This window comes from Zobellella denitrificans, assembly GCF_002237365.1.
In the GTDB taxonomy this organism is placed as follows: Bacteria; Pseudomonadota; Gammaproteobacteria; order Enterobacterales; family Aeromonadaceae; genus Oceanimonas; species Oceanimonas denitrificans.
Genome location: NZ_NMUO01000012.1, coordinates 23,294 through 49,553, shown reverse-complemented (window position 1 = coordinate 49,553; position 26,260 = coordinate 23,294). Strand labels below are relative to the sequence as shown.

Genomic DNA, 26,260 nt, shown 5'->3' with positions numbered 1-26,260 from the left:
AATGGAGCCGGATTACCCGGCTCCCGGGAGGGAAGTAACTACTTACGCAGCCAACTGCCGTCGGCCAGCTGCACATACTGACCGCTCGGGGTTCGTTCTATGTTCAGCTGTCCGGCCCGGCTCTGCACCACGGTCAGGCTGGTGCCGGTGCGCCGGGCGATATCCTGGTAGTTCTCCAGCCGCTTGCGATTGATATCATTCACTATGGCATTGACCTGGGGGGTGCTCTGTACCGCCCCCACCAGGCCGTTCTGCCGCTCGCCGATCAACCCCTGCTGCTTGGCCTGCTGCAGGTCCAGGGCCCACACCGACCAGCTCAGGGTTGCCGCCAGTATCAAAGCCAACCACCGCATCCCAACCCCCTTAGAACAACTCTTTCTCTTGTTCGAACAATGCTTCCAGCTCCCGGTCGACCCGGATCCGGATTTCATGATCCACCTTTACATTCAGGTTTACCGTGATGGGCTTGTCCGGCACCATCACCTCCACCCGGGGTGTACAGGCACTCAGCAACAACAGGCTGATCACTGCCGCAGGTTTTATCATCTATTCACTCTCCCCCTGTAGCCGCGCCGGCAGCCGCTCGCCGAGATCCCGGGCAAAGCGCAGGCTTGCCAGCAACTGTAACAGGTTTTCCTCATGGTGATAATTGAAGTTCACCGGGTGCATCCGGCCCATCACCGGCGCCTGCCCCTGCAGCCGGCTCTCGATCACCGCCTCGCCACCGGGCGACATGGAAATCTCCGCTTCCAGCCGATCGTAGCGCAGATCGCTGAGCAGCCCCAGGGTCAATCCCAGGGTCAGGTTGCCCGCCCCCGAGGCCAGCAGCTCCTCGCCGGCCTGGTAGGAAATCCAGCCGCCGTCGCTATGGGCCCGGCCGCCGGTCACGCTGAACCCCCGCTCGAAGGAAAAGGGCAGCCTGCCGTGCAGCTTGCCACTGCCGGTAAGGCCGCTGACGGCGGTGTAGCCGAGGATCTGCTCCAACGAAATGTCACTGAAATGCACCTCCCCACTGGGAGTGGCGGTCAAGGCCATGGGCGAGAGCGCCAACTGGCCGCCGAGGGCCCGGGCGGTCAGCCCGGACAGCCAGGGTTCGCCCCGCCGCAACTGCACGGCGCCACTGAGGTCGGTGATGGGGACGCCCACATCCAGTGCCGCCACCGTCAGGCCATTGGTGCCTACCGTATGCAGGCCGCCCTGGCGCCACTGCAGGTTGAGCCGGGCCGCCACCTGCTCGGCCAGCATGTCCCGGTAACCGAGCCGTCCTTCCCGCAGGACCAGGCCGATCTGAACAGGGGCGGAGGGCGCCAGCAAGTCCGGGGCTTCTAGCGATAAGACCAGGTCGCCTGCCGAGGGTTCCACTCCCACCGGCAGCGCCAGCCAGCCGGACAGCCATTGCCAGAGCCCGGCGAGCGGCAGGGACTGCTCCGGTACCCTCAGCGCCAGCCCCTGGCCATAGTGCCAGTGTCCCCGCAGCCGCAGCGTCGGGCTTAGCTCCAGCGCCAGGCTGCCCCTCCGCCCCTCTCCGGCCGACGTTCCCAGCACGAGGGCGGCGTCGGGCAGCCGCTGCCCTCCCCAACGCCCCTGCCGCCAGCTCAGCCGGGCCTGCCAGGGGCCGTCCAGGGACTGGGCTCCCACCGGCATCAGTTCGAGCTGGCCGAGTTCCAGCTCCTGCCATCTCAGTTGTGGTATCTGCAAGCGGGAACCGGGCAGCAGCTGCCAGCCCGCGTCGCCCTCGATGGCGGCCAGTTGCAGCCGCCAGTCGCCGCTCAGCGGCACCGGCAATGCCCCGCCGGCATTCAGCGTCAGTTCCTGCCCGGGTTGCCAGCCGCCGCTCAGGGTCAGGCGCTGGCCCAGTTCGGGGGCCAGCACGGTTCCGGGGATCTGGCCCTGCCAGCGCCAGCCCTGCCGCTCCGGCAGCAGCGACAGGCTGACCGTGCCGGATTCCGTCTGCCAGAGGATGTCCAGGTGCCGTTGCCGGTGGCGCAGCTCGGCCGCGCCGGTCGCCACGCCCCGGGGCAGGTAGAGGGTGAGCTCCTCGACATGGAAGTCGATGGGCGGCAGGGTGAGCAGCAGGGAAAGGGCATCGCTCTCGCCGGCGGCCCCACCGCCATCGCTGCGGGAGCAGGTCAGATCCAGGCTGAGCCGCGCCAGCCGGCCCTGCAGTTGCCCCTGCTCCAGCGCCAGCGACAGCCCCTCGGCCCGTTCACGCGGGCAGGCCGGCACCTGGGCCCGGGCCAGGGTGGCCTGGACGCTCAGGTCCTCGGGCAGCCACTGGGCGGACAGGGCGCCGGATACCAGCAGCAAACAGCAACCCAGCAGTAGTCGCATCCCACTCGCCTTTGACAGATTCAATCGTTACTCTAATCAAATCAGCTTGCGCGGCCTCGCACAACCATTAAGCTGAAGCCAGAAGGGGGCAATGTCATGGATAAAATCGTTCTCTGGGGCATCATTGCCATCGCCACCCTGGTGATCGGCCGTCAGCTCTATACCCACTTTTATAATAGCGGCCAGCCCCAGCACAGCCTGAAGGTCGCGGTGACCCACAGGTACACCAAGGAATTCATGGGGCGTACCAGCAAGGAGAAGACCGAATTGCCGCCGCCCCGGGTAGACTATTATGTGCGCTTCCGCCCCCTGGCGGGCGGGAATGAGCGGGAATTCAAGGTCAGCGAGCACCTCTACGAACAACTCGCCGAGGGGGCCACCGGCACCCTGGTGTTCCAGGGCAACCGGTTTATCGCCTTCGAGCCGGACGAAACTATCCTGGATAACGATTGAACAGGGCGGTGTTGCCCTGCTCGTCGAAGCTCAGCACCTCGTAGGGGGTGCCGGGAATGTCCATGCCCGGCGCGCTCTGGGGCATGCCGGGAATGGTCAGGCCGCGCACCGCCGGCTTCTGCTCCAGCAACTGCCTCACGTCCGCCGCCGGCACATGCCCCTCGATCACATAGCCGTCGATAAAACCGGTATGGCAGGACGCCATGCCGGGCTTGAGCCCCGCCTTGGCCTTGACCGGCGCCATGTTGTCGGTGTTGACCACCGCTATCTCGAAACCGGCTTCCTCCATGTGTTCGATCCAGTGCTGGCAGCAGCCGCAGGACTCGGACTTGTACACCGTCATCGGCGCCGCCAGCACGGGGCCGGCCAACAAGGCCCCCGCCAGACCATAAAACCATTTGTTCATCGCAGTTACCTCGGTAATTGAATGTGATAAGACCGGATTCTGGCCTCAAGGTTAACAGCCTGGGCGGCGGTGGCCTTGATCTTCCTCAGTATTCAGGGCGGCGGCAAAGCGGTATGCTGTTACTATTTCGCCATCTTATTGTCTTTTTTGGAGTTATTATGTCCTACCTGGCCGTCAAACACGCCCATATGATGTTTGCCCTGATCAGCATCACCCTGTTCATGCTGCGCGCCTGGCTGGCGGTGCCTTCCCCCGCCCGGATCAACAACAAGGCGTTGAAGATACTGCCCCATGTCAACGACACCCTGCTGCTGCTGCTGGGCATCTGGCTGGCGGTGCAGATCAGGCAGGTGCCCTTCGACAACAGCCCCTGGCTCACCGCCAAGATAGTCGGCCTGGTGCTCTACATCCTGGTCGGCACCATCGCCATCAAGCGCGGCAAGACCCAGGGCCAGCGCCTGGCCGCCGCCCTGGCGGCCATCGCCATCTTCGCCTATATCTACGGCGCCGCCGTCAGCAAGTCCCCGCTGTCCTGGCTGGCGCTGTAGGCACGCCGAGGCCGCTATTCCGGCCCCGGCCATCACCGGCTCAGGGCAAGCGCACCGGAAATACCGGGAACTCGCCCGGTTGCAGCCAGTTCCACTCGCTCTCCTGGTAGAGGGCGTTGGCGGAACGCGGGTCCAGCATCAGCGCGGCCAGGGGCGCCAGCGGCTGGTCCATGGGCACCAGCAGATCCCCCGGTTGCAGGGTGACCCTTTGTTCTGCCACCCTCACCCTGGCCTGCACCTTCTCCCGCACCCCCGGCCTGGCCTTGGGCTGGGGCAGCAACTGTTCGATCACCAGTCGTTCCGCCACCAGCTCCCGCGGCTCCCGCACCGTTTCAAAAGCAATATGGTGCCGGTCCAGCCAGCCTGCCACGCGCTCCCGCTCCCGGGTCACCGCGTAGGCGTCGGCCAGCCGGATCGGCTCCCGGGTGACGATGGCATCGTGATTGCGAAAACGGTGCTGCTGCTGGTGGCCATCGGCGAAGCGCACCAGGGGCAAGGTCACCTCGGGCTCGTCCCGGTTCACATCGAAGCTCACCCCCATCCACAGGGTACGGCCGTCCCCGGCGCCGGACTGCCACTGCTGGCGGGCCCGGCGTGACAGGCTCACCAGCTGTTCACTCTCGTCCGCCACCAGCTCCAGCATGGTCAGGATGCTCAGGTGCTGCTTGCGCACCCGCTCGGCGATGTTGCGCGGCGTGGGATAGCTGCCGTCCTTATTGTCCAGCCGGTTTTCCACCAGGATGGAGATGCGCCCCTGCATGGCCGCATAGTTGCGCAGGTTGGTGATGCCCAGGCCGCCGCGGGCCACCGACTGGTTGATGTCGGTGATCTCGCCCCGGTAGCGCACCGCCGCCAGGCCCGCGTCGGATACCCGCTCGATCAGGGCCGGCAGCAGCCGGTGCTCGGTGTAGTCGCGCAGGGGTCCGTCGATATTGGGGTTGTTGCCCATGTCGAACTGGGCCTCCACATCGGTCATCCAGCCCTGCTCCCTGGTGAGCACCCGCTTCCAGATGCCGGACTCGTGGGCGTCGTACACCACGTCCGGATCGAAGCTCTGCAGGGCGTCCACCAGCAGCCGGGTCTCCCCGGCGTTGAGCGCCACATAGTCGATATTGGTGTTGTCGTCGTTGGCATTGTGCCGGGTAGAGAGATCCCGCCCGTCCGGGTTGGCCATGGCCACCAGCACCAGGTTGAGCCGGCTCAACAGCGCCGGATGTTCACCGGCGATCAGCTCCCGCGCCAGCTGCTGGATAGCTTCGGCACTGGAGGGTTCGTTGCCGTGCTGGGAGCCGAAGATCATCACCGTCGGCTTGTCCGCCTCGGCGGCATGATCCCGCAGGAAGGCGGGCGATTCGGACATCAGCAGCGCTTCTATCGGCCGGCCCCCGGCCGAGGTGCCGAGCGACACCAGACGGGCCCTGGGCGACAGGGCATCCAGCTCGGCAAGGTAGCGGCTGATGTCGCGACTGTCGGGCAGGGTCAGAAATTTCCCGTTTTCAAAGGGGGTGGGCGGCACGGGCTGGGCCCAGGCCAGGCTGGTGCACAGCAGCAGCAGGCTCAGTAGAATCTTCATGGTTCTCCAAGTAAGGTGGTTTTATTTCAACTACTTATAGTCATATGGACGAAAAAAAGGCAACAGGAATCTAGCGTCAGGATCAGACCGAAAAGCAGGGGTTGTAGAAAAATGGCGACAGTCGACCCCGGAAAAGTTGCGACAGAACTTGTCACACCCTGTGCCTAGGATAGAATCATCCCAAGCAAGAGGGCAAAACCATGAGTAAGAAACTGCTGAGACAATTGACCCTGGCGCGCTGTGTTCCTTATCGTCCATACAAGCTGACCGCTCGCCAGCTGCAAGAAAAACTGGAAGAAGAAGGCATCCAGGTAAGCCTGCGGACCGTACAGCGGGATCTGGAGGAGATGTCCGGCATGGGCCTGTTCGATCTCACCTCCGATGATCGCAGCAAGCCCCACGGCTGGTGCTTCGAACGCAATGGTTTGAACGATTTCGCCAACTTTATGCCGCTCAGCCTGGCCATGGCGCTGAAAACCTGGAACGACCAGGCCGCCGACCTGCTGCCGGCCAGCGTGCTGGCGGAGCTCAACCCCATCATCGACAAGGCCACCCAGGTGATCGGCGACAGCCAGAGCGAACTGGCCAACCGCTGGATGGAAAACGTGGTGCAGCTGCCCAAGCCGTTCCCGGGCAGCCCCGAGATGCGGCGGGCCACCACCATCCGCGACGCCCTGTGGCGCGGCCGCAAGTTCAGTGCCGAGATCAAGCGGGTGATCAAGGGCCGCACCGTCTGGCTGCGCTACGAACAGGTCAACCCCCTCGGCATCGTCAGCCGCAAGGAAGGCCCCATGCTGCTGTGCACGGTGTCGGACATGGATCCCAAGATCTACGGCATTCCCTTCGAGCACATTAAAGAAGTGGAGCTGACCAGCCGTCCTGTTACCCAGCCGCGGGAGTTCAGCGTCAACAAGCTGATCCGCGAAAAAGGCTACCAGGAAGAGGCGGAGACCATCCATTTCGTAGGCCGGATCACCAATCCAAGCCGGGCCATACTGGAAGACAGCATTCCCGGCAGCAATCCCAGGCTGACCCGCTACGACAAGCAGAGCATGATGGTCGAGACCGACGTGAAAGATTCGCCCGAGTTTCGCCGCTGGCTGACCGACATGGCGGGCAAAGTCGAGGTACTGGCGCCGGACTCGCTGAAAAACCGCTGATTCCGCATCGATATATCATCCCCGGGGGCTGACTGGTTCAGCCCCTTTGTTTTTCCACGGAGTACCGGATGAGCGACCTTTTTTTTGAACCGGCCGAGCCGGATTGCGACGCCATTCATATCAGCGTCATCGGTGTCGGCGGCTGCGGCGGCAATACCGTCAACCTGCTGGCCGAGGCGGCCCTGCCGCCCCATGTGAACATAGTGGCCATGAACACCGATGCCAAGGCCCTGCAGCAGAGCCGCGTCGAGGTGCTGCAACTGGGCAAGATCCTCACCCGCGGCCTGGGCGCCGGGGCCGAGGCCGAAGTGGGCCGCCGCGCCGCCGAAGAGAGCCTGGCCGAGATCCGCCACCAACTGAAGGGGGCCGATTTGTGCTTTATCACCGCCGGCATGGGCGGCGGCACCGGCACCGGCGCCGCCCCGGTGGTGGCCCAGGTGGCCCGCGAGCTGGGGATCATGACGGTGGCCATCGTCACCCGCCCCTTCGGCTTCGAGGGCAAGAAACGCGCCCGGGCGGCGGATCAGGGCCTGGCAACCCTGGCCGAACAGACCGACGCCCTGCTGGTGCTGCCCAACGACTACCTGCTCAAGGTACTGGGCTCACGCACCCCGCTGCTGGCCGCCTTCAGCGAAAGCAGTAAAGTGATCCAGAATGCGGTCAGGGGCCTGGCGGACATCATCGGCCAGACCGGCCTTATCAACATCGATTTCGCCGACGTGCGCACCATCATGCGCCAGCAGGGCAAGGCGGTGATGGGTATCGGCCTGGGGACGGGCGAGAACAAGGTGGAAGAAGCCACCCTGCAGGCCCTGAACAACCCGCTGCTGGAAAAGGTGGAGTTGGAACGGGCCCGGGGAGTGCTGCTGAACGTGGTGGCCTCGATGGACATCGGCCTGGACGACTTCCAGAAAATCGGCGACCGGGTGGCGGAGTGCGTGGGGGAAGAGGCCACCGTGGTGTCCGGCATCAGCCTGGACCCTTCCCTGACCGACAGCATCCAGGTCACCATGATCGCCACCGGCATCCAGCCGCCCAGGGAGACCATCACCCCCTCCCCGTCTCGGGAGCGGCCCCAGCCGGCCCAGGCGGAATCCGCCCCTCAGGGCCTGGATATTCCCGCCTTCCTGCGCCAGCGGCAGCAGTAACAGGCGTCGGTACGGCCCGGCGCCCCGATGGCCGCCATCCTGTTGGTCGGCCAAAAAACAAAACCCCGTCGCGGACAACGGGGTTTGTTTTTTGTGCCGGCCGCAAGACCTGCGGCCGGCAGAGCGCACCGGCTAGTTGCCCAGGCTGGCAAACAGACTCTGCTCCAGGCTGCCGCGGGAAACGCAGACCGGCGTGATGGAGGGAGCCGGGATACGCTCACCCGAGGCCTCGACGAAGAACAGCGCGGTGTCGCCCTTGACGCTGACGGTGGCCACGCTGTTGTTGCCGCTCTGGGTGATGATCATGTTGATCTGCAGGTTGGGGTTGCCCAGCGCCACTTTGGAGCCCATGGTGCCGCAATCCAGCCACGCCAGCCCATCGGCCGATTGCGCGGCGCTGGCGGTCATCAGGCCGGCGCCGCGCTGGCTGCTCTCGAGGTTCAGGCCCTGCTCGCGGAACCACTTTTCGGCACGGGCCCATACCAGATCCACCGGGATCGCCATCTCCAGGGTATTGTTGGTTGCCTTGGCAACCGGGGGAGAATAACGGTACTGCTCTCCCCCCTGGTTATCACTTTCACTGGCACACCCCACCACCAACAGCGCCATGGCGCCCGCCACTATCTTTTTCATCTTGTTTTCTCTCGTCCATTCACCTGGCCATCGGCCAACCGGCGCGCATTATCGCCGTTACGACGAAACCTGTCAGCAAGGATACGCTCCCCTTCCCGGCCGCGTGACAAAAACAGCCTGGCGCACCCCGGCTGATGGGGCAGCAGCGCCTCGGCCCACTGCTCATCAGTGTCTTCCGTCGCGATACGGGCGGGAGGATTTCAGGCAAGAAAAAGGGCAAGCCATCAGGCCTGCCCGTGATGAAGAATACCAGTTGATTATCCGGGTCACCAACCCGGATAACTGAACTTCGAAAGCAATCTAGGGTCTCGGGCGACATTAAATCGCCAAAAGCGCCAAAAACCCAGCATCGATTATCCAATGTTTGATATCGCTCGCGTTATTGGCCGCCCCCGGAGCCAAAGCGTGAGGGCCCTCACACCGCCAGATCCACCCACACCAGCCGGTGATCCGAGCTGGCGCTTCGCTCCGGCCAACCGGCCTCATTCCAGAACAGATCCGCCTGGGCATGACCCGGCGGCAGCCAGCAGACCCCGCTGGCCAGGGCGCGCAGGCGACAACCGGGCAGCACATAGTCAAGCCGCAACCCCTGGCTGTGGGTCCAGTGGCGGGGCGAACCCCGGCGCTCCCCCGGATCCTGCAGGGCGAAGCCGCCCCGGGAGCCGGGCCGCAGCCGGCCCAGGGCCACGCTGCGGTTGAGCGCGGGATCGGCCAGCAAGGCCTGGATGGCGCTCCGGAAGCCGTCGCCGTCCAGGGGATCGGCGTTCAGATCCCCCAGGATCACGAAGTCGGCGCCGTCGACCAGGCCGCCGCGCCGCCCGGCGTCGTCCACCAGATAGTCCCCCCACCCGGGACGGATATAGTCGTGCCACAACCGCAGCTCGTCATGGTTGCGGCAGCTGTTGCGCCGCTCGGGACCTTCGTCGATGGGCGGCGCCGGGTGGCAGGCCAGCAGATGCAGGAGCCGGCCGCCGGGCAGTTCGACCGGCATGTCCAGGTGGTTCTTGGACGACAGCGGCAGCACCCCGAGCGCCGCCGGCGCATAATAGGGCCCGGTTTCGGTTTGCGGCAGCCGGGCGCCGGGCATGTCCCGCCACAGGAAGCGGCGGAAGCTGCGCGCCTGTTCCGTCCGCAGCGGATAGCGGGACAACAGGGCGAAACCGTACTGGCCGTGAAAGGCGCCGAAGCCCAGGCCATCACCGGGCAGGCGGGGCTCGCCCTCGCCGCGCAGGGACACCGGCGCCAGCAGGCCGGTGTTGGTGGGCGCCAGGTAGGCATAGGGATAGTCGATGCCCCGCCTCCCGGCCGCCAGGTAGCGCCGGCAGAACAGCCGCAGGTGGCCATGATCCCGTCCTTCACCGTCATGGTCGAATTCGTTCAGCAGCACCACATCCGGCCGGACCCGTCGCAGTATGCGGGCGATATTGCGCAACTGTCGGCTGCCCGCCCCGGCGATTTCGGCGGCCAGTTGCCCGGGCCGGCGCCGATCCAGGGCCACATTGAAGCTGGCAACGCGGATTTTTACGGGAGGAGTCATGGGGCTACTTGCCTTTGTCGCTCAAACTGTCATCATCTTGGCTTTAACAGCTGTTTTTCAGGGAGGAAAACAATGTTTAGCATTTTGGTCGTCACCTCGACGGCGTTGTTCGGGTTGCTGTATCTGCTCCGACGCCGTCAGGAAAGCTTCTGTATCACCATCCAGGGTATTCATCTTAATGTAAAACGCGGCCGCCCGCCCCAGGCATTGCTGAGCCACTGCCAGCAACTGGTGCAGGACGCCCGCACCCTCCGGGGCACCATCCGGGGTGTGAAAAGAGGTGGCGCCGTGATATTGAGCTGCTCCCGCAGCATTCCCGCCTCCTACCGGCAGGATATCCGCCTGTTCTGGCAGAACCAGCCGCAGCCGGGGTAACTCGGGTCAGAACATGACCGTCGGTTGACGCCAAACCGTCCGGCGCGGCACCGGGAACCACGGAAATTCCCGCTGGCCCCTTGACCTGGGCCCGGTTTCCCGCTTTGCTGGGGCATACCGTTCAGCATGAGGCAAAACCATGAAATTGTATCCCCTGTTGCTTTGTGGCCTGCTGGCCGCCTGTGCCGGCCAGCCCTCCGAGGAGCAGGCCAAGGCGCCACCCACCACCGCCGAAAGCGGCGAGCCGCAGGAAATCGTGCCCCAGGGTGAATTCACCCAGATCGATATCGCCCGCTCCCAGCAGGCGATGGACGCCATCACCGGCGGCCAGACCGACACCATCAACGAGGTGCTGCAAAGCCCCAACGACTACGCCCCGCCCGTGCTCTACCTGATCTCCGCCATCATGTTCGACAACGATTACCAGGATCAGGCCACCTTCTGGTATTACGCCGCCCAACTCAGGGCCCGCAGCGATGCCAACAAGTCCGGCGATGAAAGCACCCACGGCGCCGTCAGCCACCTCAACCAGCGTTTCGGCGTCCGTATCGGTCCCTACGCCCTGAGCAACCCGGATCGGCTGCAGGCCATCGTCAACCAGGTGCTGGAGTGGGACAGCCAGCAGAGCCGCAACTACGATCCCCGCTGGATAGCCCTGCAGGGCCAGGACGTGGCGACCGAAACCCGGGTAAATTTCGCCCCCCGGGACAAGTGGGAAGAGATAGACGCCCTCACCCGCAGCCAGTACCGCCAGGGGCTGGAACAGGCCCTGGCCGAACTGCGCCAGCGCCAATCGCAATAACGGCTGCAATATCCCCGTCAACATCCCGGTCTTTACCGGGATGTTTTATTTTGGGACCTTAATGGTTCTGGTGGCGAACGCCGCCGAGGGAACAGAACACGCCCACATTCGCCCCTATAACAACAAACTGCCATAACACGGCCGACTTCGCAGCGCGCCGAACATCACAGGAGAAGCCGCCCATGAGCACACCCCTTCATCACCCGGTCAAGGTCTGGGACTGGTCCATCCGGCTGTTTCACTGGAGCCTGCCGGTACTGCTGTATCTGCTGTGGCACTCCGCCGGCGAGGATCTGGACAGGCACATGCTGTTCGCCCAACTGATGCTGGGACTCTTGCTGTATCGCCTCATCTGGGGCTTTATCGGCACCCCCTACGCCCGCTTCCGCCACTTCGTCTATCATCCCGCGCGCATCCTGGCCTACCTGCGTGCCTCCCTGGGCCCGGACAAGCCGGTCTACCTCAGCCACAACCCCCTGGGTGGCCTGATGGTGCTGGTGCTGCTGGGCACCCTGCTGCTCCAGGCCGTCACCGGCCTGTTTGCCACCGACGACATCTTCTACACCGGCCCCCTCTACGACAGAGTGTCCCGCTCCACCTCCGACTGGATGACCCAGTGGCACAAGTCCTGGTTCTACGAGGGGCTGCTGTTGCTGGTGGGGCTGCATGTGCTGGCCATCGGGCTGTACAAACTGCGGGGCGAGGGGCTGGTGCAGGCCATGGTCACCGGCCGCAAGGCGGCGACCGGCCGGGTGACTGACCTTGTCGACGTCCGGCGGCAGGGCTTTCCCTGGCTGCGCTTCGTGCTGGCGGCGTCGGCCGCCTGCGGCCTGGTCTGGCTGATCTTCAACGGGCTCTGACCAATAAGGAGCCTTCCGGCTCCTTTGTACTTACTTGCGGTAGTCGTCGTGGCAGCTCTTGCAGCTCTGCATCACCTTGGCCACCACGGGGCGGGCCTTGGCGGCGTCGAAACCGGGCTGGCCGGATGCCGCTATCAGTTCCTGCAGGGCGGTGCCCAGGTTCTGGCCCTTGGCCCTGAAGCCCTCCATGTCGTCCCAGGCCTTGGGCAGGATATTGCTGCCGGCCACGCCCCTGGTTTCGGGAAAATAGGTCTCGCCCAACAGGCCGACCACATGCTCCATGTTCAATGCACGCTGGTGCAGCGCCTCGGCATCGAAATCGATATCCCCCTTGGTCATGGCGCCGATCACCCCTACCTGGGCTCGCATCACCTGGTAGATGGACTGGCGGTATTCCACCGCGTCTTCCGGCTTGAACAGGTTGGCCTGGGCGGCCGCGGTGGCGAACAAACCGGTGGCGGCGGCGATCATCAGCGTTTTCTTCAACATTGCAGTGCTCCTTGGTGTGGTTATTGTCGGGTTCGGATCCTGTCCGCCCTGGCATCGGCGCCGGACGAGATGGCATGGGGCCACTCAGATCCACCTCCTTGGAGGTGGCCGAGTCCGAGCCTCCATAATAGTACTGGAATGGCTCCCATTTCTTTCATCGAATGGCGTATTGCGGTCGCGGCCGGCATCCACCCGGGCGGCACCAGTCGACGCCGGCCCCGCGGCACAGCGCTCACTCATCACCATGCCATCCTTAGCACACTACCAATCCCCTTGTTATTCCGGTGCGTGCCGTCCACAAAACCCTGAAAATACTTTGTAAAATTAATAAAAATACCGATAAAGCACCCTGGGTATCGGCATAAAACGACAGAAAGCCATCAGCAAACAATCAAATAAATCAATGAAATAGATAATAATACGGGCAGGAGTCGCACGGTATCACAAAGCGCATACCACACTTGATCATTTCATCACTAACCTTTAGTCTTATTTTTATTGAATGTTCAATCAGCCAAAATATACCCACCACCGGGTGTAGCCATAGGCCTGATTGAGCCTGGTTTTGAGCGTCCTTTCAGACTTTAACTATCGCAATGGGTATGGCTCTCGCTGCCTCCGGCCTCGCGATACTTAAGGCCTGACTTGCGTCTTGCATTGCTGCTCGGAGCACGAACGAAGAGGATGGCCAGTACAGCCTCCGGATACTTCATGCTCCGGCTCTGCCAGCAATGGTACGCAAGTGGACTGCTCCTTGTGTGGTTCAACCAAAGGAGAAGTACCCGTGTTTTTTATCGATAGGGAAGTGAACGGAGGGGTTGAGGCATGACCGCTCTGTTGTCCGCAGGAATCTTGTTCACCTTTGCCGCCATCGCGCTGATCCTGTACAAGTGGGGCAATATCCGCTGTATCGGCGTCACCCCGGTGCGCACCTTCACCTTTATCGCCATCCTGTTCACCTCCGGGCTGGACGTGGGGCTGATCATGTTCCCGCTCACCGAGTTCGCCGGCTACGCGGATCTGGCCGCCAGCCCCGAATACGGCTTTGCCAATCCGCTGGCCGTCGAGTTCGGTTTCTGGGGCTTTCTGATCTGGGGCTTTTACTTCCTCACCTGCTTCTATTTCTGCGTGATCGAACCCAGGGTCGGCTTTTTCGAGCTGCCCCCGGTCAAGTTCATCAACAACCTGGTGATCATCGGCACCTGCGCCTTTACCGCCTTCCTGCTGCTGAGCAACCTGCCCTGGTATGTCCCCGGCCTCGGCGACGGCGAGACCATAGTGGCCGGCTTCTATCTGGTGGTCTTCCTGGTCATCGCCGCCTCGGTCTACTCCAGCACCAGCCTGCGCTATGTGAAAATCCTGAGCCTCGGCACCAGCTGGCTGTTCATCGGCCTGATCGCCCTGATGTGGGGCGGCGCCTTTATCGGCAACGGCGGCCTGGGCGAATTCGTCGGCACTTTCGCCTTGCTGGGCGACTACTTCGGCAATATCCACCGCTTCGTGCTGCCCATCAACGACTACCACGAGTTCTACCTGTTCTGGTGGTTCTCCTGGAGCATCATGATCGGTCAGTTCACCGCCCGCTTCGTCGGCGGCCTGCGCACCTGGCAGTTGCTGGCGGCCATGCTGGTGTTTCCATCCATCGCCATCGCCACCTGGTTCAGCGTGCTCTACTATTTCCATGCCAACGGCCTGACTACCGAAGGCTTCTACAACTGGGCCATGGTGGTGGTGGGCATCACCATGGTGGTGAATTCGCTGGATTCCTTGATCCGGCTGTACACCGACAACCTCGAACTGACCGTATCCCGCCTGGGCCGGGCGCGCTACTTCGCCGGCAACCTGGCGGCCCTGTGCGGCCTGACCCTGCTGTTCCGGCTCGACTTCCTGCAGATCCAGTGGGTCGGCGCCCTGGTTATAGGCCTGTTCTTCGCCTGCGGCGCCTACATTGCCGCCAGAAAGCGCGACACCGTGCGGGCAATAGCGGGCTCGCCCAGGGCCAACCGCATCGACTACCGCAAGATAGAGCTGGCCAACTAAAGCAAAACAGCACCCGCGGGTGCCGTTTTATAGTTCAGGCCTCTGCCGTATCCGGCGGGCCCACCCACATAAAGGGATTGTGCGCCACTTCCCACAGATGGCCGTCCGGATCGGCGAAGTAGCCGGCATAGCCGCCCCAGAACACCTTCTGCCCAGGCTTGACCAGGGTGGCGCCGGCGGCCACCGCCTCGGCCAGCAGGGCGTCCACCGCCGCCGGCGAAGAGACATTGTGGGCCAGGCTGAAGCCGGCGAAACCACTGCCGTCGGCGGGCACGCCCGCGTCCTCGGCCAGGGCCTCGCGGCCGTAAAGCCCTAGCCAGCTGCCGTTCAGGTTGAAAAAGGCCACCGTGGGCGGCGAGTCCAGCTGCGGCAGGCCGAGCGCCCGGTAAAAGGCGACGGCGCGGGGCAGATCGCGCACCCCCAGGGTGATCATGCTGATCCTTGGTTGCATAAGGGTTACCTCCCGGCTACCAGTGTAGCCAAGGCGTCCGAAACCGACAGCAGCCAGAGCAGCGCCCCGAGGTTGGTGGCCACCGCCAGCCAGAACCTCAGTTGGAAGGAGCGCTTGCGCGACTTGTGCCTGAGCCGCTGCTGGGCCAGCAGGGCACCGGGCCAGCCGCCCGCCAGTGCCAGCAGTTGCAGGGTGTTTTCCCGCACCCGCCACTGCTGGCGGCGAGCCGCCGACTTGTCCCAGGCATAGACCCCATAGGTCACCGGGCTCAACACCAGATACAGGGCCACCAGCCACCAGGGCAACAGCCCCAGCCAGCCCATCAGCGCCAGGCCGGCCAGGAACAGGCTGGCCAACAGCAGGCTCAGCACCATGAGAGGGCACCAGCTGCACCCGAAGCCGGCATCCTTGCGGACCTTGCCTCTTTACCCTCCGGCTGCTTAACTGGGTATTTGGGATTCATATTTATCTCTCCTGCAGGGAGCCCGGGCCCGGCCCGGCAACGCCCGCTCGTTTAGGGGGAAGCATGGCCGGTATCACCCGCCCCGCCTTGCGCAAACTGCTCTGGCTATTACTGCTGCCGCCCCTGGCGGCCCCGGAAGCCGATCGGGAAGACATGGTCAGGTTCCGCCTGTTCAAGGCCGATATCGACGCCGTCGCCGAATATGACGGCGCGCTCTGGCTCCAGCTCAGCCCCTCCGCCGCCAGCCGCTTCCGGGAGCTCACCCGGCAAGCCCACGGCAGGATGCTGGAAATCGAGCTGGACGGCCAGCCCCTGGTGCACAGCCGGGTACAGGCAACGGTGACCTCCGGTCTGATCAGGATAACCCAGGCGTCCGCCGAGCGTCGCTCCCGGTCGAGACTGCAACAGCGGTAGCAACTCGCCTTCCATTCTCAGGCGCTTGCCGTCACAGGCTCGCACCAGTGCCCGGCCACAAAGTCGATAAAGGTGCGCACCAGGGGCTGCTGGTAACTGCGCGACAGATATACCGCCCACACCCAGGCGGAGGGGGCCTGGTAGTCCGCCAGCAGCGGCACCAGCTCGCCGCGCTGCCGGTAGGGGTTGGCCAGGTCGCAGGGCAGCAGAGCGATACCCAGGCCGCGGGCGGCGGCCCTGGCCAGCACGCCCATGTCGTCGGCGCCGAAGTTGCCGCTCACGGCCACCGCCAGCGGTTCGTCCCCCCGGTAAAAATCCCAGCGACCGCCATCCAGGTGTACCAGGCAGTTGTGCCTGGCCAGCTCATACGGGTGCGCCGGCTGGCCGGCCCGGGCCAGATAGGCAGGCGCGGCGCACAGGCAGGCGTCCACCCGCATCAACCGGCGGGCGATCAGCTGGGGATCCGGCTGGCGGCTGAAGCGCAGGGCCACGTCCACCCGTTCGTCCACCAGGCGAGCGTTGCGATCCGACAGCAATAACTGGATCTGCACCCCCGGGTGCAACGCCAGAAAGGCCTCCACCAGCTCGTAGAGCAGGTGCTGGCCCAGGCCGATGGGGCTGGCCACCCGGATGCGGCCGGCAAGCGCCTGGCCCCGGGGCCGGGTGCGGTTTTCCAGCTCGCCGGCCTGGCTCAGCAACTGCTCACACAGGGGCAGGGCCGCCAGGCCGGCCTCGGTCAGGCTCACCCTGCGGGTGGTGCGGTGCAGCAGCCGCGCCTGCAGCCAGTCCTCCACCTCGGAGATATGACGCGACACCCGCACCCGGGTCAGGCCCAGCCGCTCCGCCGCCTGGGTAAAGCTGCCGCTGCCGGCCACCTCCACGAAACTGCGCACCGCCTCCAGCCGATCCATGCCACCTCCATTGGTTCGAAATATGAAACAAATTGCTTCATTATCACCGATTTATCCGCCCATATCGATTCAATACACTGCCACCATCGACAGACAAGAGGAGAGTTCGAGATGAAGATTGCGGTATTGGGCGCCACCGGCTGGATTGGCGGCACTGTGGCGGCGGAAGTACAGCAACGGGGCCACGAGCTGATCGCCCTGGTACGCGACCCGGCCAGATTCACCCTGGCAGCGGAAGTTCGCCGGGCAAACAGCCTGGACCCGGCCTCGCTGGAACAGGCGCTGGACGGGGTGGAGCTGCTGATCGCCAGCATCGGCGGCCGCGCCGATGGCCAACACGGCATGGTGGCCGACAGCGCCCGCACCCTGCTGAAAGTGCTGCCCCGCACCGGGCTCACACGCCTGCTGTGGGTGGGCGGCGCCGGCAGCCTGGAAGTGGCGCCGGGCGCCACCCTGCTGAGCCAGCCGGGCTTTCCGGAGGAATACCGGGACGAAGCCCTGGCCCAGGGCCAGGCGCTGGACCTATTTCGCAGCGCCGACACCCCGGTGAACTGGACCTTCGTCAGCCCCGCCGCCGAGATCTTTCCCGGCGAGCGCCGCGGCCACTACCGGCTGGGCGGCGATCGACTGCTGACCGACGCCGAGGGCCGCTCCCGCATCAGCGTAGAGGATTACGCCAAGGCGCTGGTGGACGAGGCGGAAGCCGGCCAGTACCCTCGCCAGCGCATCGGCGTAGCCTACTGAACGGCGAGCCCAGCCTGATCCATTACGGGGTCATGCCCGCGAAGGCGCGCAGTCCCGGAGCCTAGGAAGCCAGCGCCTCCTGCTGCCGCTGTTGCTGCTGGAGCAGCCACATCTGGGCGTAGCTGCCGCCCTGGGCCAGCAGCCCGGCGTGGGTGCCCTGTTCGATGATGCGACCGTCCTGCATCACCAGGATATGGTCGGCGTCCACTATGGTGGACAGCCGGTGGGCGATGACCAGGCTGCTCTGGCCGCGGGAGACTTCGCGGATGGCCTGCAGAATGCCTTGTTCGGCGCGGCTGTCCAGCGACGAGGTGGCCTCGTCGAACACCAGTATCGGCGGCCGCTTGAGGATGGTGCGGGCGATGGCCACCCGCTGCTTTTCACCGCCGCTGAGCTTGAGGCCGCGCTCGCCCACCAGGGTGTTGCCTCCCTCCGGCAGTTTGGCGATAAAGCCGTCCAGGTGCGCCAGGCGGATGGCCTCGCTCACCTCCTCGTCGCTGGCGTCGATGCGGCCATAGCGGACGTTGTCGTAGATGGAGGCGTTGAACAGCACCGTGTCCTGGGGCACTATGCCGATGGCCCGGCGCAGCGACGCCTGGCTGACGGTGCGGATGTCCTGGCCGTCGATCAGGATGGCGCCCTGGTCCACGTCGTAGAAACGGAACAGCAGCTTGACCAGGGTCGACTTGCCCGAGCCGCTGGCCCCCACCACCGCCAGCTTCTGCCGGGGCCGCAGGGTGAAGCTCACCCCGTCCAGTATCTGCCGGTCCGCACCATAACCGAAGCTCACCCCGCGAAACGCGATCTCGCCCCGCGACACCACCAGCTCCGGTGCATCCGGCGCATCCTTGATACCGGGCTCCCGGCGCAGCAGCGCGAACATGCGCTCGATATTGGCGAGCGACCCCTTCATCTCCCGGTAGACGAAGCCCAGGAAGTTGAGCGGCATAAACAGCTGCATCATAAAGGCGTTGATCAGCACGAAGTCGCCCAGGGTCATGCTGCCCTGCACCACATGGTGGCCGGCCAGCACCATCATGGCGGTCATCGCCAGGGCGATGATCAGCGCCTGGCCGCCGTTCAGGGCGAACAGGGTCAGCCGGTTCTTGCGCCGGGCTTCTTCCCATTCGGCCAGGTCCTTGTCGTAACGCTCGGCCTCGAAGCCCTCGTTGTTGAAGTATTTCACCGTTTCGAAGTTGAGCAGGCTGTCCACCGCCCGGGAGTGGGTTTGCGAGTCCGCCTTGTTGGCGGCGCGCACATAGCCGGTGCGCCAGTCGGTGGCCAGCACCGACCAGGCCACGTACAGCACCACCGCCACCAGGGTGATGAGCGCGAACCAGGCCGAATAGTTGAGCAGCAACAGCCCCACCACCAGGCCGATTTCCAGCAGGGTGGGCACGATGTTGAACACCATAAAGCGCAGCAAAAAACCCACCCCGGTCACGCCCCGCTCTATGTCCCGCGACAGGCCGCCGGTGCTGCGGTTGAGGTGGAAGTCCAGCTCCAGCCGGTGCAGATGGTTGAACACGCCGAGGCCGATGCGGCGCATGGCCCGCTCGGTGACCCGGCCGAACAGGGCGTCGCGGATTTCACCGAACAGCACGTTGGCGAGACGCGCCGCGCCGTAGGCCAGCAGCAACCCGAGCGGCAGCACCAGCACCGGGTTGGCGGCGGCGTCCATGGCATCCACCGCGTACTTGAGGATGAAGGGCAGGCCCACGCTGGCCAGCTTGGCCGCCACCAGGCAGAGCAGGGCCAGAGCGATGCGGCCCTTGTAGTCCAGCAGGTAGGGGATCAGGGTATTGAGGGTGCGGCTATTGAACGGGGTTTCGTCCATATCCGGATGCCAGGAACCGTGTCGCATGAGTCAGCCAGCCGCAGGAAAATAAGTGCCATCATACCCTGCTTTCGCGCAACAGCCAGCCATGGCCGCCGCCCTGGCCTGGCGCATCAGGCCGCCGGCGGTGATGGCCAGGGCCGGGCGCATGGGCAGGCCGGCATCGGCCAGGCGCCGGGCCACCCAGGTATTGCAGGTATGAAAGAGGTGATAACGCTCGCGGGAGTCGAAAAAACCACCGCTGCCATAGAGCCCCGGCCCCGTGAACCCTGGGCGGTTCTCGCTGCCACGCGCGAAGGAGGCCGCCACCCGGTCCAGCAGCCGCTCCAGCCCGGCCGATGACACCCGCAGTTCGACCCGCTCCAGCTCGGGAAAGTAGTGTTGCGGCGGGCTGGACAGGGGCACCAGATGCACCACGCTGGCCGTGGGCCAGAGCAGGGCCCGCAGCGCCAGGCCGGAGCCCGCCTCCTCGGTCTGGTAAAAGACCCGATCGCCCCAGCCCACCTCGTAGAACGAGGCCCCGGGGAAATGCTCCGCCAGCCCGGGCAGCCGCCGTTCCAGCCCCGCCGCCGGCAACACCAGCCCCGTATGCAGGCCATGGTTGACCAGGTAAAGGGGCTCGCCCTGCGCCGATGCCGGCAACGATCGCCCCCCGCCGGCCGTACCGCAACCGGCGCAGAGCAGGCAGAGCAGCAGGACAAGGTCTGGACGCATGCCGGTCTCCCGAAAGATGGAACTGACCTTGAGTATTGCAGAGGACGGGCAACGTCGGTCACGCCTTGCCATTTGATGTCGGAAAGGGAAGCGGCATCAGACAGCCCCAATCAGGCCCTTCCAGGGAACGTCTTTCGAGCGGGGTCACAGTCCGGGCAGCTTCCCCTGCTGCCGGCTACACTTTTTGCTCGAAGCGCCACCACCTTTCCTCTATAATCACGCGCTTTGAAATTTCCCGGCCCGCCGCCGGGTGGTTGACAGGCTCTAAGGGGGTATGACTGAGGTGATCAAGACACCGTACTATCTCATCGACAAAAGCAAACTGCTGCGCAACATGGAAAAAATTGCCTATGTGCGCGAACACTCCGGCGCCAAGGCGCTGCTGGCCCTGAAATGCTTCGCCACCTGGTCGGTGTTCGACCTGATGAGCCAGTACATGGACGGCACCACTTCTTCCTCCCTCAACGAAGTCAAGCTCGGCAAGCTCAAGTTCGGCGGTGAAACCCACGCCTACAGCGTGGCCTATGCCGACGACGAAATCGCAGAAGTGCTGGCCCACTCCGACAAGATCATCTTCAACTCCATCGGCCAGCTCGAACGCTTCGAGGCGGCCTCCGCCGACCACGTGCGCGGCCTGCGCCTGAATCCGGGCGTGTCCAGCTCCGAGTTCATCATCGCCGACCCTTCCCGCCCCTTCAGCCGCCTGGGCGAATGGGACGCGGCCAAGGTCGAACAGGTGCTCGACCTTGTCTCCGGCTTTATGATCCACAACAACTGCGAGAACAGCGACTTCGAGCTGTTCGATCGCATGCTGGGCCAGATCGAGGAGAAATTCGGCACCCTGCTGGCGCAGCCCCAGATAGGTTGGGTCAGCCTGGGCGGCGGCATCCACTTCACCGGCGAAGGCTACCCGCTCGACCGGTTCTGCGCCCGGCTCAAGGCCTTTGCCGAGCGCTACGGGGTGCAGCTCTACCTGGAGCCCGGCGAGGCGGCCATCACCCTCAGCACCTCGCTCGAGGTGACGGTGCTCGACACCCTCTACAACGGCAAGCAGCTGGCGATAGTGGACAGCTCCATCGAAGCGCACATGCTCGACCTGCTGATCTACCGCCAGAGCGCCAAGATGGAGCCCTGCGACGGACCCCATGAATACATGGTGTGCGGCAAGTCCTGCCTGGCCGGGGACATCTTCGGCGAGTTCAGGTTCGACAATGAGCTGAAGGTGGGCGACCGGCTGTCGTTCATCGACGCCGCCGGTTACACCATGGTAAAGAAAAACTGGTTCAATGGCGTCAACATGCCCGCCATTGCCGTGCGTCAGCTCGACGGCAGCGTGGAGCTGGTACGTGAATTCGGTTTCGACGATTTTGTAAACAGCCTCTCCTGAGGCATGGAGTAACCACAACAAAGCCTTTCAAGGAGGCGGTTAGAGGAAAAAAATGAAGAAAAACGTTCTGATTATTGGTGCCGGAGGTGTCGCCCAGGTGGTCGCGCACAAGTGTGCGCAGCATAACGACGTGCTGGGGAACATCCATATCGCTTCGCGTACTGTCGAGAAATGCCAGAAAATCATCGACAGCGTGCGGGAAAAGGGCAGCCTCAAGGTTGCCGGTGAATTGCAAGCCCATGCCCTGGATGCGCTCGACATCGAAGCCACCAAGGCATTGATTGACAAGACACAGTCGCAACTGGTGATCAATGTCGGATCGGCTTTCGTCAACATGTCGGTGCTGCAGGCCTGTATCGAGACCGGCGCCGCCTACCTCGACACCGCCATCCATGAAGATCCGGCCAAAATCTGCGAAAATCCGCCCTGGTACGCCAACTACGAGTGGAAACGCAAGGCCATCTGCGAAGAGAAGGGCATCACCGCCATCCTGGGCGTGGGCTTCGATCCGGGCGTGGTCAACGCCTATGCCGCGGTGGCGGTGAAGGAGTGCTTCGACAGCGTCGACTCCATCGACATCATCGACATCAACGCCGGCAGCCACGGCCGCTACTTCGCCACCAACTTCGATCCGGAAATCAACTTCCGCGAGTTCACCGGCCGGGTCTGGTCCTGGCAGAACAACGAGTGGGTGCAGAACCGGATGTTCGAGGTGAAGCGCACCGACGATCTGCCGGTGGTGGGCAGCCAGACCAGCTACATGACCGGCCACGACGAGGTGCACTCCCTGTCCCAGAACCTGGGCGTGCCCAACGTGCGCTTCTGGATGGGCTTTGGCGAGCACTACATCAACGTGTTCACCATCCTCAAGAACCTGGGCCTGCTCTCCGAGCAGCCGGTGAAGACCGCCGAAGGCCTGGAAGTGGTGCCGCTCAAGGTGGTCAAGGCCGTGTTGCCGGATCCCGCCTCCCTGGCGCCCACCTACAGCGGCAAGACCTGCATCGGTGACGTGGTCAAGGGCAAGAAGGACGGCCAGGACAAGGAAGTGTTCATCTACAACGTGGCCGACCACGCCGAGGCCTACGCCGAAGTGGGCAGCCAGGGCATCTCCTACACCGCCGGCGTGCCGCCGGTGGCCGCCGCCCTGCTGATCGCCTCCGGCGAGTGGGACGTGAAGCACATGGCCAACGTGGAAGAGCTGGATCCCAAGCCCTTCATCAACCTGCTCAACGAAATGGGTCTGCCGACCCGGATCAAGGACGAGCAGGGCGATCGCCCGCTGAGCTTCTGAGCCCGGTTTAACCATGCAAAAGGCCAGTCCGCGGACTGGCCTTTTTGTTTGCGCTCCCCCGGGTCGAATTTACCCCTGCACCCTCCGGCCGTCGGCTTCCGGCTTCCGGCCGGTTTCCGGCGCCCGGCCACCGATGGCCCTGGTCACTTCCCGGGCGGCGTCCATCACCAGGGCGCTGAGCATGGGGATGCGTTCCCACTTCACCCGCACCGCCGGCCCGGAGATGGAGATGGCGGCCACCGCCTCGCCGTACTCGTTGTAGATATTGGCGGCGATGCAGCGCAGGCCTTCGAACTGCTCCTCGTCGTCCAGGGAGTAGCCCTGCAGGCCTATCTTGTTCAGCTCCTGCTCGAACTGGCTGGGGGTGGTGATGGTGTGATCGGTGAAGGAGGCCATGCCGGTCTTGCGGATGATCTCCAGGGCGTCCTTGCGCGGCATGGCCGACAGCAGCGCCTTGCCCACGCCCGAGGCGTGCAGCGGCGAACGGCTGCCCAGGGACACCACCATGCGCATGGTCTGGGGCGATTCCACCTGGCCCACGTAGACCACGCCGCTCTTCTCCAGGATCGCCAGGTTGGAGGTTTCGCCGGTTTCCGCCACCAGCCGCTTCATAAAGGGCCGGGCCTGGGCGATGAAGTCGCGCTTCTTGAGGTAGGCGTTGCCGATGGAAAAGGCGTTGACGCCGATGCTCCACAGCCCCTGGGCCTCGTCCACGTCCACAAACTCGTGGCTGCGCAGGCTGTTGAGCAGGCGGTGGGCGGTGGAAGGCGCCAGCCCCAGGCTGCCGGCCACTTCGGTCAGCGACATGCCCATGCCGGAGGCTGCCAGCCGCTCCAGCAACAGCAGGGCACGGGACAGGGACTGCACCTGGGTGGCGCTGCTTTGCTTGGTGGTTTTCGGTTTTTTATTCTTTATTTCATCTGCCATGGGAAACCCGCGGAATACAGAGACCTGGCCGCTATTGTATTGTCAATTGGCCGTCAAGTCGCGCCTCATCGCGGGTATTGGCGACCTGTTCCCTCCGCTTCCCACCTCCAGAAATGGCCGTCTAAACGGCCATATTGCCAATCGACGCCACTTTGCTATAGTGCCGCCATCAGCCGACAAGGAGCACGCCATGATCCCGGACAGCAAACTGCCCGACCTGGGCACCACCATTTTCACCCAGATGAGCGCCCTCGCCGCCGAGCACGGCGCCATCAACCTGTCCCAGGGCTTTCCCGACTTCGACGGCCCGGCCTACCTGAAGGAGCGGCTGGCCCACCATGTGGCGAGCGGCGCCAACCAGTACGCCCCCATGGCCGGCACCCCGGCCCTGCGCCGGGCCATCGCCGCCAAGACCCGGCTGCAGCACGGCCTGGAGCCCCATCCGGAGCGGGAGATCACCATCACCGCCGGCGCGACCGAGGCACTCTACGCCGCCATCACCGCCCTGGTACGTCCCGGCGACGAGGTGGTGTGCTTCGACCCCAGCTACGACAGCTATGCCCCGGCGGTGACCCTGGCCGGCGGCCGTCTGGTGCGGCTGCCGCTCAGCCCGCCCGGGTTCCGGCCTGACTGGGCGCAGTTCCGCGCGAGCCTGAGCCCGCACACCCGGCTGGTGATCGTCAACACGCCGCACAACCCCACCGCCACCGTCTGGCAGGCGGACGATTTCAACCAGCTGTGGCAGGCCATTGCCGATCACAACATCTTCGTGCTGAGCGACGAGGTCTACGAACACATCTGCTTTACCCCGGCCGGCCACAGCAGCGTGCTGCACCATGCCAACCTGCGGGAACGGGCCATCGCCGTGTCTTCCTTCGGCAAGACCTATCATATGACCGGCTGGAAGGTCGGCTACGCCATAGCGCCGCCGGCCCTCACCGAAGAGCTGCGCAAGGTGCACCAGTACCTCACCTTCTCGGTCAACACCCCGGCCCAGCTGGCCCTGGCGGACATGCTCGAGGCCCATCCCGAACACTGGCGGCAGTTGCCGGAGTTCTACCGGGCCAAGCGGGACCGTTTCGCCCGGGCGCTGGCGGGCAGCCGTTTCAAGGTATTGCCGAGCCTCGGCACCTACTTCCTGCTGGTGGACTACGGCGCCATCAGCGAGCTGGATGACCTGGCCTTCGCCCGCTGGCTGACCGAGCACGCCGGCGTGGCCGCCATCCCGCTGTCGGTGTTCTGTGAAGGGCCCTTCCCCCACAAGCTGGTTCGGCTATGCTTTGCTAAGCAAGACGATACCCTGGACGAAGCGGGAGCCCGCCTATGCCGACTCTGAACCTCAGCCTGCTGCAGCAGCCCCTGCACTGGCACGACGGCCCGGCCAACCTGGCCCATTTCGACGGCCTGCTGGCCGGGCTGCACGACCAGGATCTGATCCTGCTGCCGGAAATGTTCACCACCGGCTTCGCCATGGACGCTCCCCGTCACGCCCTGCCGGAAGAGGAGGTGATCGACTGGCTGCACGATCATGCCCAGCGGCTGCAGGCCATGATCGGCGGCAGCGTGGCGCTCGCCACCGACCAGGGGGCGGTCAACCGCTTCCTGCTGGTGGATCCCCACCGCCGGGTGCACCGCTACGACAAGCGCCACCTGTTCCGCATGGCCGGCGAGCACCAGTTTTACCGGCCGGGAGCGGAACGGGTGATAGTGGAGTGGAAGGGGTTTCGGATACTGCCGCAGATCTGCTACGACCTGCGTTTTCCGGTGTGGTGCCGCAACCGCAACGATTACGATCTGGCGCTGTTCGTGGCCAACTGGCCGGCGCCCCGGGCCCACCACTGGACCGCCCTGCTCACCGCCCGCGCCATCGAAAACCAGGCCTTCGTGGCCGGCTGCAACCGGGTCGGCCAGGATCCCAACGGCCTGAGCTACAGCGGCAACAGCCTGATCCTCGACCACCAGGGCCAGATCCTGGACAAGGCCGACGACCACAAGGCCGCCGTGCTGCAGGCCAGCCTCAGCCTGGCCGAGTTGCGGGACTACCGGGAGCGCTTTCCGGCCTGGATGGATGCGGACGACTTCCGGCTCGAGTAGCCTCCGGCTGCTCCGGCCGGTATCCCCTGGATTGCGCAGAGAAAGGGGCGGCTTTCAATTCAGTTTATTTGAAAGACAATTTGATAATTTGTCGCTATCAAATCAGAATGCCCAAGCATAACATGAATCTCGACAAAGAAAATTATTCAACAATGTTGAGAGGATATAATGATGCGTACTGCCATACTGCCCATGATCGCCCTGGTTTCCCTGTTTGCGGCCGGTGCCGCCCAGGCCGCCCAACTCCAGTCCCATCAGGATCCGGCCCGCCTGAGCCTGCAAAGCGACAGTGACGGGGTCGACCGCTTCGAGCAGCGCATGCGCCAGCCTTCCCTGAAGCTGGCGAGCGACACCGACGGCGTCGATCGTTTCGAACAGCGTACCCGCCAGGCCGCCCTGGAGCTGGCGAGCGACACCGACGGGGTCGACCGCTTCGAACGGCGTATGCGCGAACTCCGAGCCTGATCCCGGTCAAGGTCACCCAAAAATGACAAAGGCCGCAACCGACGGTGTCGGTTGCGGCCTCGTTTTATTCTTGGCGGCGCCAGAAACAAAAAAACCGACTCGAGGTCGGCCCAATAATGGTCGGCGTTGCAGGATTCGAACCTGCGACCCTCTGGTCCCAAACCAGATGCGCTACCAGGCTGCGCTAAACGCCGTGTTGTTTGTGAA

29 protein-coding genes and 1 tRNA gene are annotated in these 26,260 nt (G+C 64.3%); 15 read left to right on the top strand and 15 right to left on the bottom strand.

Features of this window, described 5'->3' with window-relative positions:
* Window positions 1–38: 38 nt before the first annotated feature.
* The 3 genes from CGX12_RS04630 to CGX12_RS04620 are packed head-to-tail and all read right to left on the bottom strand — an operon-like array spanning window position 39 to window position 2,331.
* Window positions 39–353: a YdbL family probable chaperone protein gene (locus CGX12_RS04630; protein ID WP_232513349.1), complete on the bottom strand. Its 315-nt coding sequence runs from the start codon at window positions 351–353 to the stop codon at window positions 39–41.
* A gap of 10 nt (window positions 354–363) precedes the next feature.
* Window positions 364–546 (bottom strand): YnbE family lipoprotein, encoded by a 183-nt coding sequence (locus CGX12_RS04625; protein ID WP_094038724.1) that lies wholly within the window; start codon window positions 544–546, stop codon window positions 364–366.
* Window positions 547–2,331 carry an intermembrane phospholipid transport protein YdbH family protein gene (locus CGX12_RS04620; protein ID WP_254918209.1) on the bottom strand — a complete coding sequence of 595 codons (1,785 nt, stop codon included), beginning with the start codon at window positions 2,329–2,331 and terminating at the stop codon, window positions 547–549.
* 96 nt (window positions 2,332–2,427) lie between these two features.
* Here CGX12_RS04620 and CGX12_RS04615 point away from each other — a divergent pair, with 96 nt between their 5' ends.
* Window positions 2,428–2,784 carry a DUF2500 domain-containing protein gene (locus CGX12_RS04615; RefSeq protein ID WP_094038723.1) on the top strand — a complete coding sequence of 119 codons (357 nt, stop codon included), beginning with the start codon at window positions 2,428–2,430 and terminating at the stop codon, window positions 2,782–2,784.
* Here CGX12_RS04615 and CGX12_RS04610 read toward each other — a convergent pair.
* Complete coding sequence (locus CGX12_RS04610; RefSeq protein ID WP_094038722.1) at window positions 2,765–3,190, bottom strand: DUF411 domain-containing protein; 426 nt, start codon at window positions 3,188–3,190, stop codon at window positions 2,765–2,767. The two genes, CGX12_RS04615 and CGX12_RS04610, sit on opposite strands and share 20 nt — an antisense overlap.
* Window positions 3,191–3,348: 158 nt before the next feature.
* On the opposite strand from CGX12_RS04610, the gene CGX12_RS04605 reads away from it, so the two are divergent.
* The gene (locus CGX12_RS04605; RefSeq protein WP_094038721.1) at window positions 3,349–3,738 is read left to right on the top strand and encodes a SirB2 family protein; all 390 of its coding nucleotides are present in this window, start codon (window positions 3,349–3,351) and stop codon (window positions 3,736–3,738) included.
* Window positions 3,739–3,778: 40 nt separating this feature from the next.
* Here the strand turns inward: CGX12_RS04605 and CGX12_RS04600 are convergent, their stop codons facing one another.
* Window positions 3,779–5,311, bottom strand: a complete 1,533-nt coding sequence (locus CGX12_RS04600) for a M14 family zinc carboxypeptidase (protein ID WP_094038720.1) — start codon at window positions 5,309–5,311, stop codon at window positions 3,779–3,781.
* A 200-nt stretch (window positions 5,312–5,511) separates the two neighbouring features.
* Here CGX12_RS04600 and CGX12_RS04595 point away from each other — a divergent pair, with 200 nt between their 5' ends.
* Window positions 5,512–6,471: a helix-turn-helix transcriptional regulator gene (locus CGX12_RS04595; RefSeq protein ID WP_094038719.1), complete on the top strand. Its 960-nt coding sequence runs from the start codon at window positions 5,512–5,514 to the stop codon at window positions 6,469–6,471.
* A gap of 68 nt (window positions 6,472–6,539) precedes the next feature.
* Window positions 6,540–7,619: a cell division protein FtsZ gene (gene ftsZ, locus CGX12_RS04590; protein ID WP_094038718.1), complete on the top strand. Its 1,080-nt coding sequence runs from the start codon at window positions 6,540–6,542 to the stop codon at window positions 7,617–7,619.
* A 132-nt stretch (window positions 7,620–7,751) separates the two neighbouring features.
* Here the strand turns inward: ftsZ and CGX12_RS04585 are convergent, their stop codons facing one another.
* Together CGX12_RS04585 and CGX12_RS04580 are read right to left on the bottom strand one after the other, a co-directional pair.
* Window positions 7,752–8,252: a hypothetical protein gene (locus CGX12_RS04585; RefSeq protein WP_094038717.1), complete on the bottom strand. Its 501-nt coding sequence runs from the start codon at window positions 8,250–8,252 to the stop codon at window positions 7,752–7,754.
* Window positions 8,253–8,667: 415 nt separating this feature from the next.
* Complete coding sequence (locus CGX12_RS04580) at window positions 8,668–9,789, bottom strand: endonuclease/exonuclease/phosphatase family protein (protein WP_094038716.1); 1,122 nt, start codon at window positions 9,787–9,789, stop codon at window positions 8,668–8,670.
* Window positions 9,790–9,861: 72 nt separating this feature from the next.
* Between CGX12_RS04580 and CGX12_RS04575 the strand changes: the two genes are divergently transcribed.
* The 3 genes from CGX12_RS04575 to CGX12_RS04565 all read left to right on the top strand — a co-directional run bounded on the left by CGX12_RS04575 (window position 9,862) and on the right by CGX12_RS04565 (window position 11,826).
* Window positions 9,862–10,164 (top strand): DUF3634 family protein, encoded by a 303-nt coding sequence (locus tag CGX12_RS04575; protein ID WP_094038715.1) that lies wholly within the window; start codon window positions 9,862–9,864, stop codon window positions 10,162–10,164.
* A 139-nt stretch (window positions 10,165–10,303) separates the two neighbouring features.
* Window positions 10,304–10,966, top strand: coding sequence for a hypothetical protein (locus CGX12_RS04570; protein ID WP_094038714.1), 663 nt, complete (start codon window positions 10,304–10,306; stop codon window positions 10,964–10,966).
* Window positions 10,967–11,148: 182 nt separating this feature from the next.
* Window positions 11,149–11,826 carry a cytochrome b/b6 domain-containing protein gene (locus CGX12_RS04565; RefSeq protein WP_094038713.1) on the top strand — a complete coding sequence of 226 codons (678 nt, stop codon included), beginning with the start codon at window positions 11,149–11,151 and terminating at the stop codon, window positions 11,824–11,826.
* Window positions 11,827–11,856: 30 nt separating this feature from the next.
* Here CGX12_RS04565 and CGX12_RS04560 read toward each other — a convergent pair whose 3' ends face one another.
* Window positions 11,857–12,315 (bottom strand): c-type cytochrome, encoded by a 459-nt coding sequence (locus tag CGX12_RS04560; RefSeq protein ID WP_094038712.1) that lies wholly within the window; start codon window positions 12,313–12,315, stop codon window positions 11,857–11,859.
* A gap of 825 nt (window positions 12,316–13,140) precedes the next feature.
* On the opposite strand from CGX12_RS04560, the gene CGX12_RS04555 reads away from it, so the two are divergent.
* Window positions 13,141–14,355, top strand: coding sequence for a choline transporter (locus tag CGX12_RS04555; RefSeq protein ID WP_094038711.1), 1,215 nt, complete (start codon window positions 13,141–13,143; stop codon window positions 14,353–14,355).
* Window positions 14,356–14,389: 34 nt separating this feature from the next.
* On the opposite strand, the gene CGX12_RS04550 is transcribed toward CGX12_RS04555, so the two are convergent.
* On the bottom strand, window positions 14,390–14,806 hold the full coding sequence (locus tag CGX12_RS04550; protein WP_094038710.1) for a VOC family protein: 417 nt from the start codon (window positions 14,804–14,806) through the stop codon (window positions 14,390–14,392).
* 5 nt (window positions 14,807–14,811) lie between these two features.
* Window positions 14,812–15,180: a DUF1294 domain-containing protein gene (locus CGX12_RS04545; protein ID WP_094038709.1), complete on the bottom strand. Its 369-nt coding sequence runs from the start codon at window positions 15,178–15,180 to the stop codon at window positions 14,812–14,814.
* A 152-nt stretch (window positions 15,181–15,332) separates the two neighbouring features.
* Here CGX12_RS04545 and CGX12_RS04540 point away from each other — a divergent pair, with 152 nt between their 5' ends.
* Window positions 15,333–15,683, top strand: a complete 351-nt coding sequence (locus CGX12_RS04540) for a hypothetical protein (protein WP_094038708.1) — start codon at window positions 15,333–15,335, stop codon at window positions 15,681–15,683.
* Between the two features lie 17 nt (window positions 15,684–15,700).
* On the opposite strand, the gene CGX12_RS04535 is transcribed toward CGX12_RS04540, so the two are convergent.
* The gene (locus tag CGX12_RS04535) at window positions 15,701–16,594 is read right to left on the bottom strand and encodes a LysR family transcriptional regulator (RefSeq protein WP_094038707.1); all 894 of its coding nucleotides are present in this window, start codon (window positions 16,592–16,594) and stop codon (window positions 15,701–15,703) included.
* Window positions 16,595–16,705: 111 nt separating this feature from the next.
* Between CGX12_RS04535 and CGX12_RS04530 the strand changes: the two genes are divergently transcribed.
* Window positions 16,706–17,338, top strand: coding sequence for an NAD(P)-dependent oxidoreductase (locus CGX12_RS04530; RefSeq protein ID WP_094038706.1), 633 nt, complete (start codon window positions 16,706–16,708; stop codon window positions 17,336–17,338).
* Between the two features lie 61 nt (window positions 17,339–17,399).
* Here the strand turns inward: CGX12_RS04530 and CGX12_RS04525 are convergent, their stop codons facing one another.
* Window positions 17,400–19,175 (bottom strand): ABCB family ABC transporter ATP-binding protein/permease, encoded by a 1,776-nt coding sequence (locus CGX12_RS04525; RefSeq protein ID WP_094038705.1) that lies wholly within the window; start codon window positions 19,173–19,175, stop codon window positions 17,400–17,402.
* A gap of 30 nt (window positions 19,176–19,205) precedes the next feature.
* Entirely contained in the window at window positions 19,206–19,889 is a 684-nt protein-coding gene (locus CGX12_RS04520; RefSeq protein ID WP_176441999.1) for a DUF2459 domain-containing protein, read from the bottom strand.
* 283 nt (window positions 19,890–20,172) lie between these two features.
* Here CGX12_RS04520 and CGX12_RS04515 point away from each other — a divergent pair, with 283 nt between their 5' ends.
* Both CGX12_RS04515 and CGX12_RS04510 read left to right on the top strand, forming a co-directional pair.
* On the top strand, window positions 20,173–21,276 hold the full coding sequence (locus tag CGX12_RS04515) for a carboxynorspermidine decarboxylase (RefSeq protein WP_094038736.1): 1,104 nt from the start codon (window positions 20,173–20,175) through the stop codon (window positions 21,274–21,276).
* Window positions 21,277–21,328: 52 nt separating this feature from the next.
* Window positions 21,329–22,567, top strand: a complete 1,239-nt coding sequence (locus CGX12_RS04510; RefSeq protein ID WP_094038703.1) for a saccharopine dehydrogenase family protein — start codon at window positions 21,329–21,331, stop codon at window positions 22,565–22,567.
* A 69-nt stretch (window positions 22,568–22,636) separates the two neighbouring features.
* Here the strand turns inward: CGX12_RS04510 and CGX12_RS04505 are convergent, their stop codons facing one another.
* Window positions 22,637–23,494, bottom strand: a complete 858-nt coding sequence (locus tag CGX12_RS04505) for an IclR family transcriptional regulator (protein WP_094038702.1) — start codon at window positions 23,492–23,494, stop codon at window positions 22,637–22,639.
* A 190-nt stretch (window positions 23,495–23,684) separates the two neighbouring features.
* On the opposite strand from CGX12_RS04505, the gene CGX12_RS04500 reads away from it, so the two are divergent.
* The 3 genes from CGX12_RS04500 to CGX12_RS04490 all read left to right on the top strand — a co-directional run bounded on the left by CGX12_RS04500 (window position 23,685) and on the right by CGX12_RS04490 (window position 26,053).
* On the top strand, window positions 23,685–24,830 hold the full coding sequence (locus tag CGX12_RS04500; protein ID WP_094038701.1) for a pyridoxal phosphate-dependent aminotransferase: 1,146 nt from the start codon (window positions 23,685–23,687) through the stop codon (window positions 24,828–24,830).
* Complete coding sequence (locus CGX12_RS04495; protein ID WP_094038700.1) at window positions 24,818–25,588, top strand: amidohydrolase; 771 nt, start codon at window positions 24,818–24,820, stop codon at window positions 25,586–25,588. The genes CGX12_RS04500 and CGX12_RS04495 overlap by 13 nt, the downstream gene beginning before the upstream one ends.
* 168 nt (window positions 25,589–25,756) lie before the next feature.
* Entirely contained in the window at window positions 25,757–26,053 is a 297-nt protein-coding gene (locus tag CGX12_RS04490; RefSeq protein WP_176441998.1) for a hypothetical protein, read from the top strand.
* Between the two features lie 117 nt (window positions 26,054–26,170).
* Here CGX12_RS04490 and CGX12_RS04485 read toward each other — a convergent pair.
* A tRNA-Pro gene (locus tag CGX12_RS04485) sits at window positions 26,171–26,247 on the bottom strand.
* Between the last annotated feature and the right edge of the window lie 13 nt (window positions 26,248–26,260).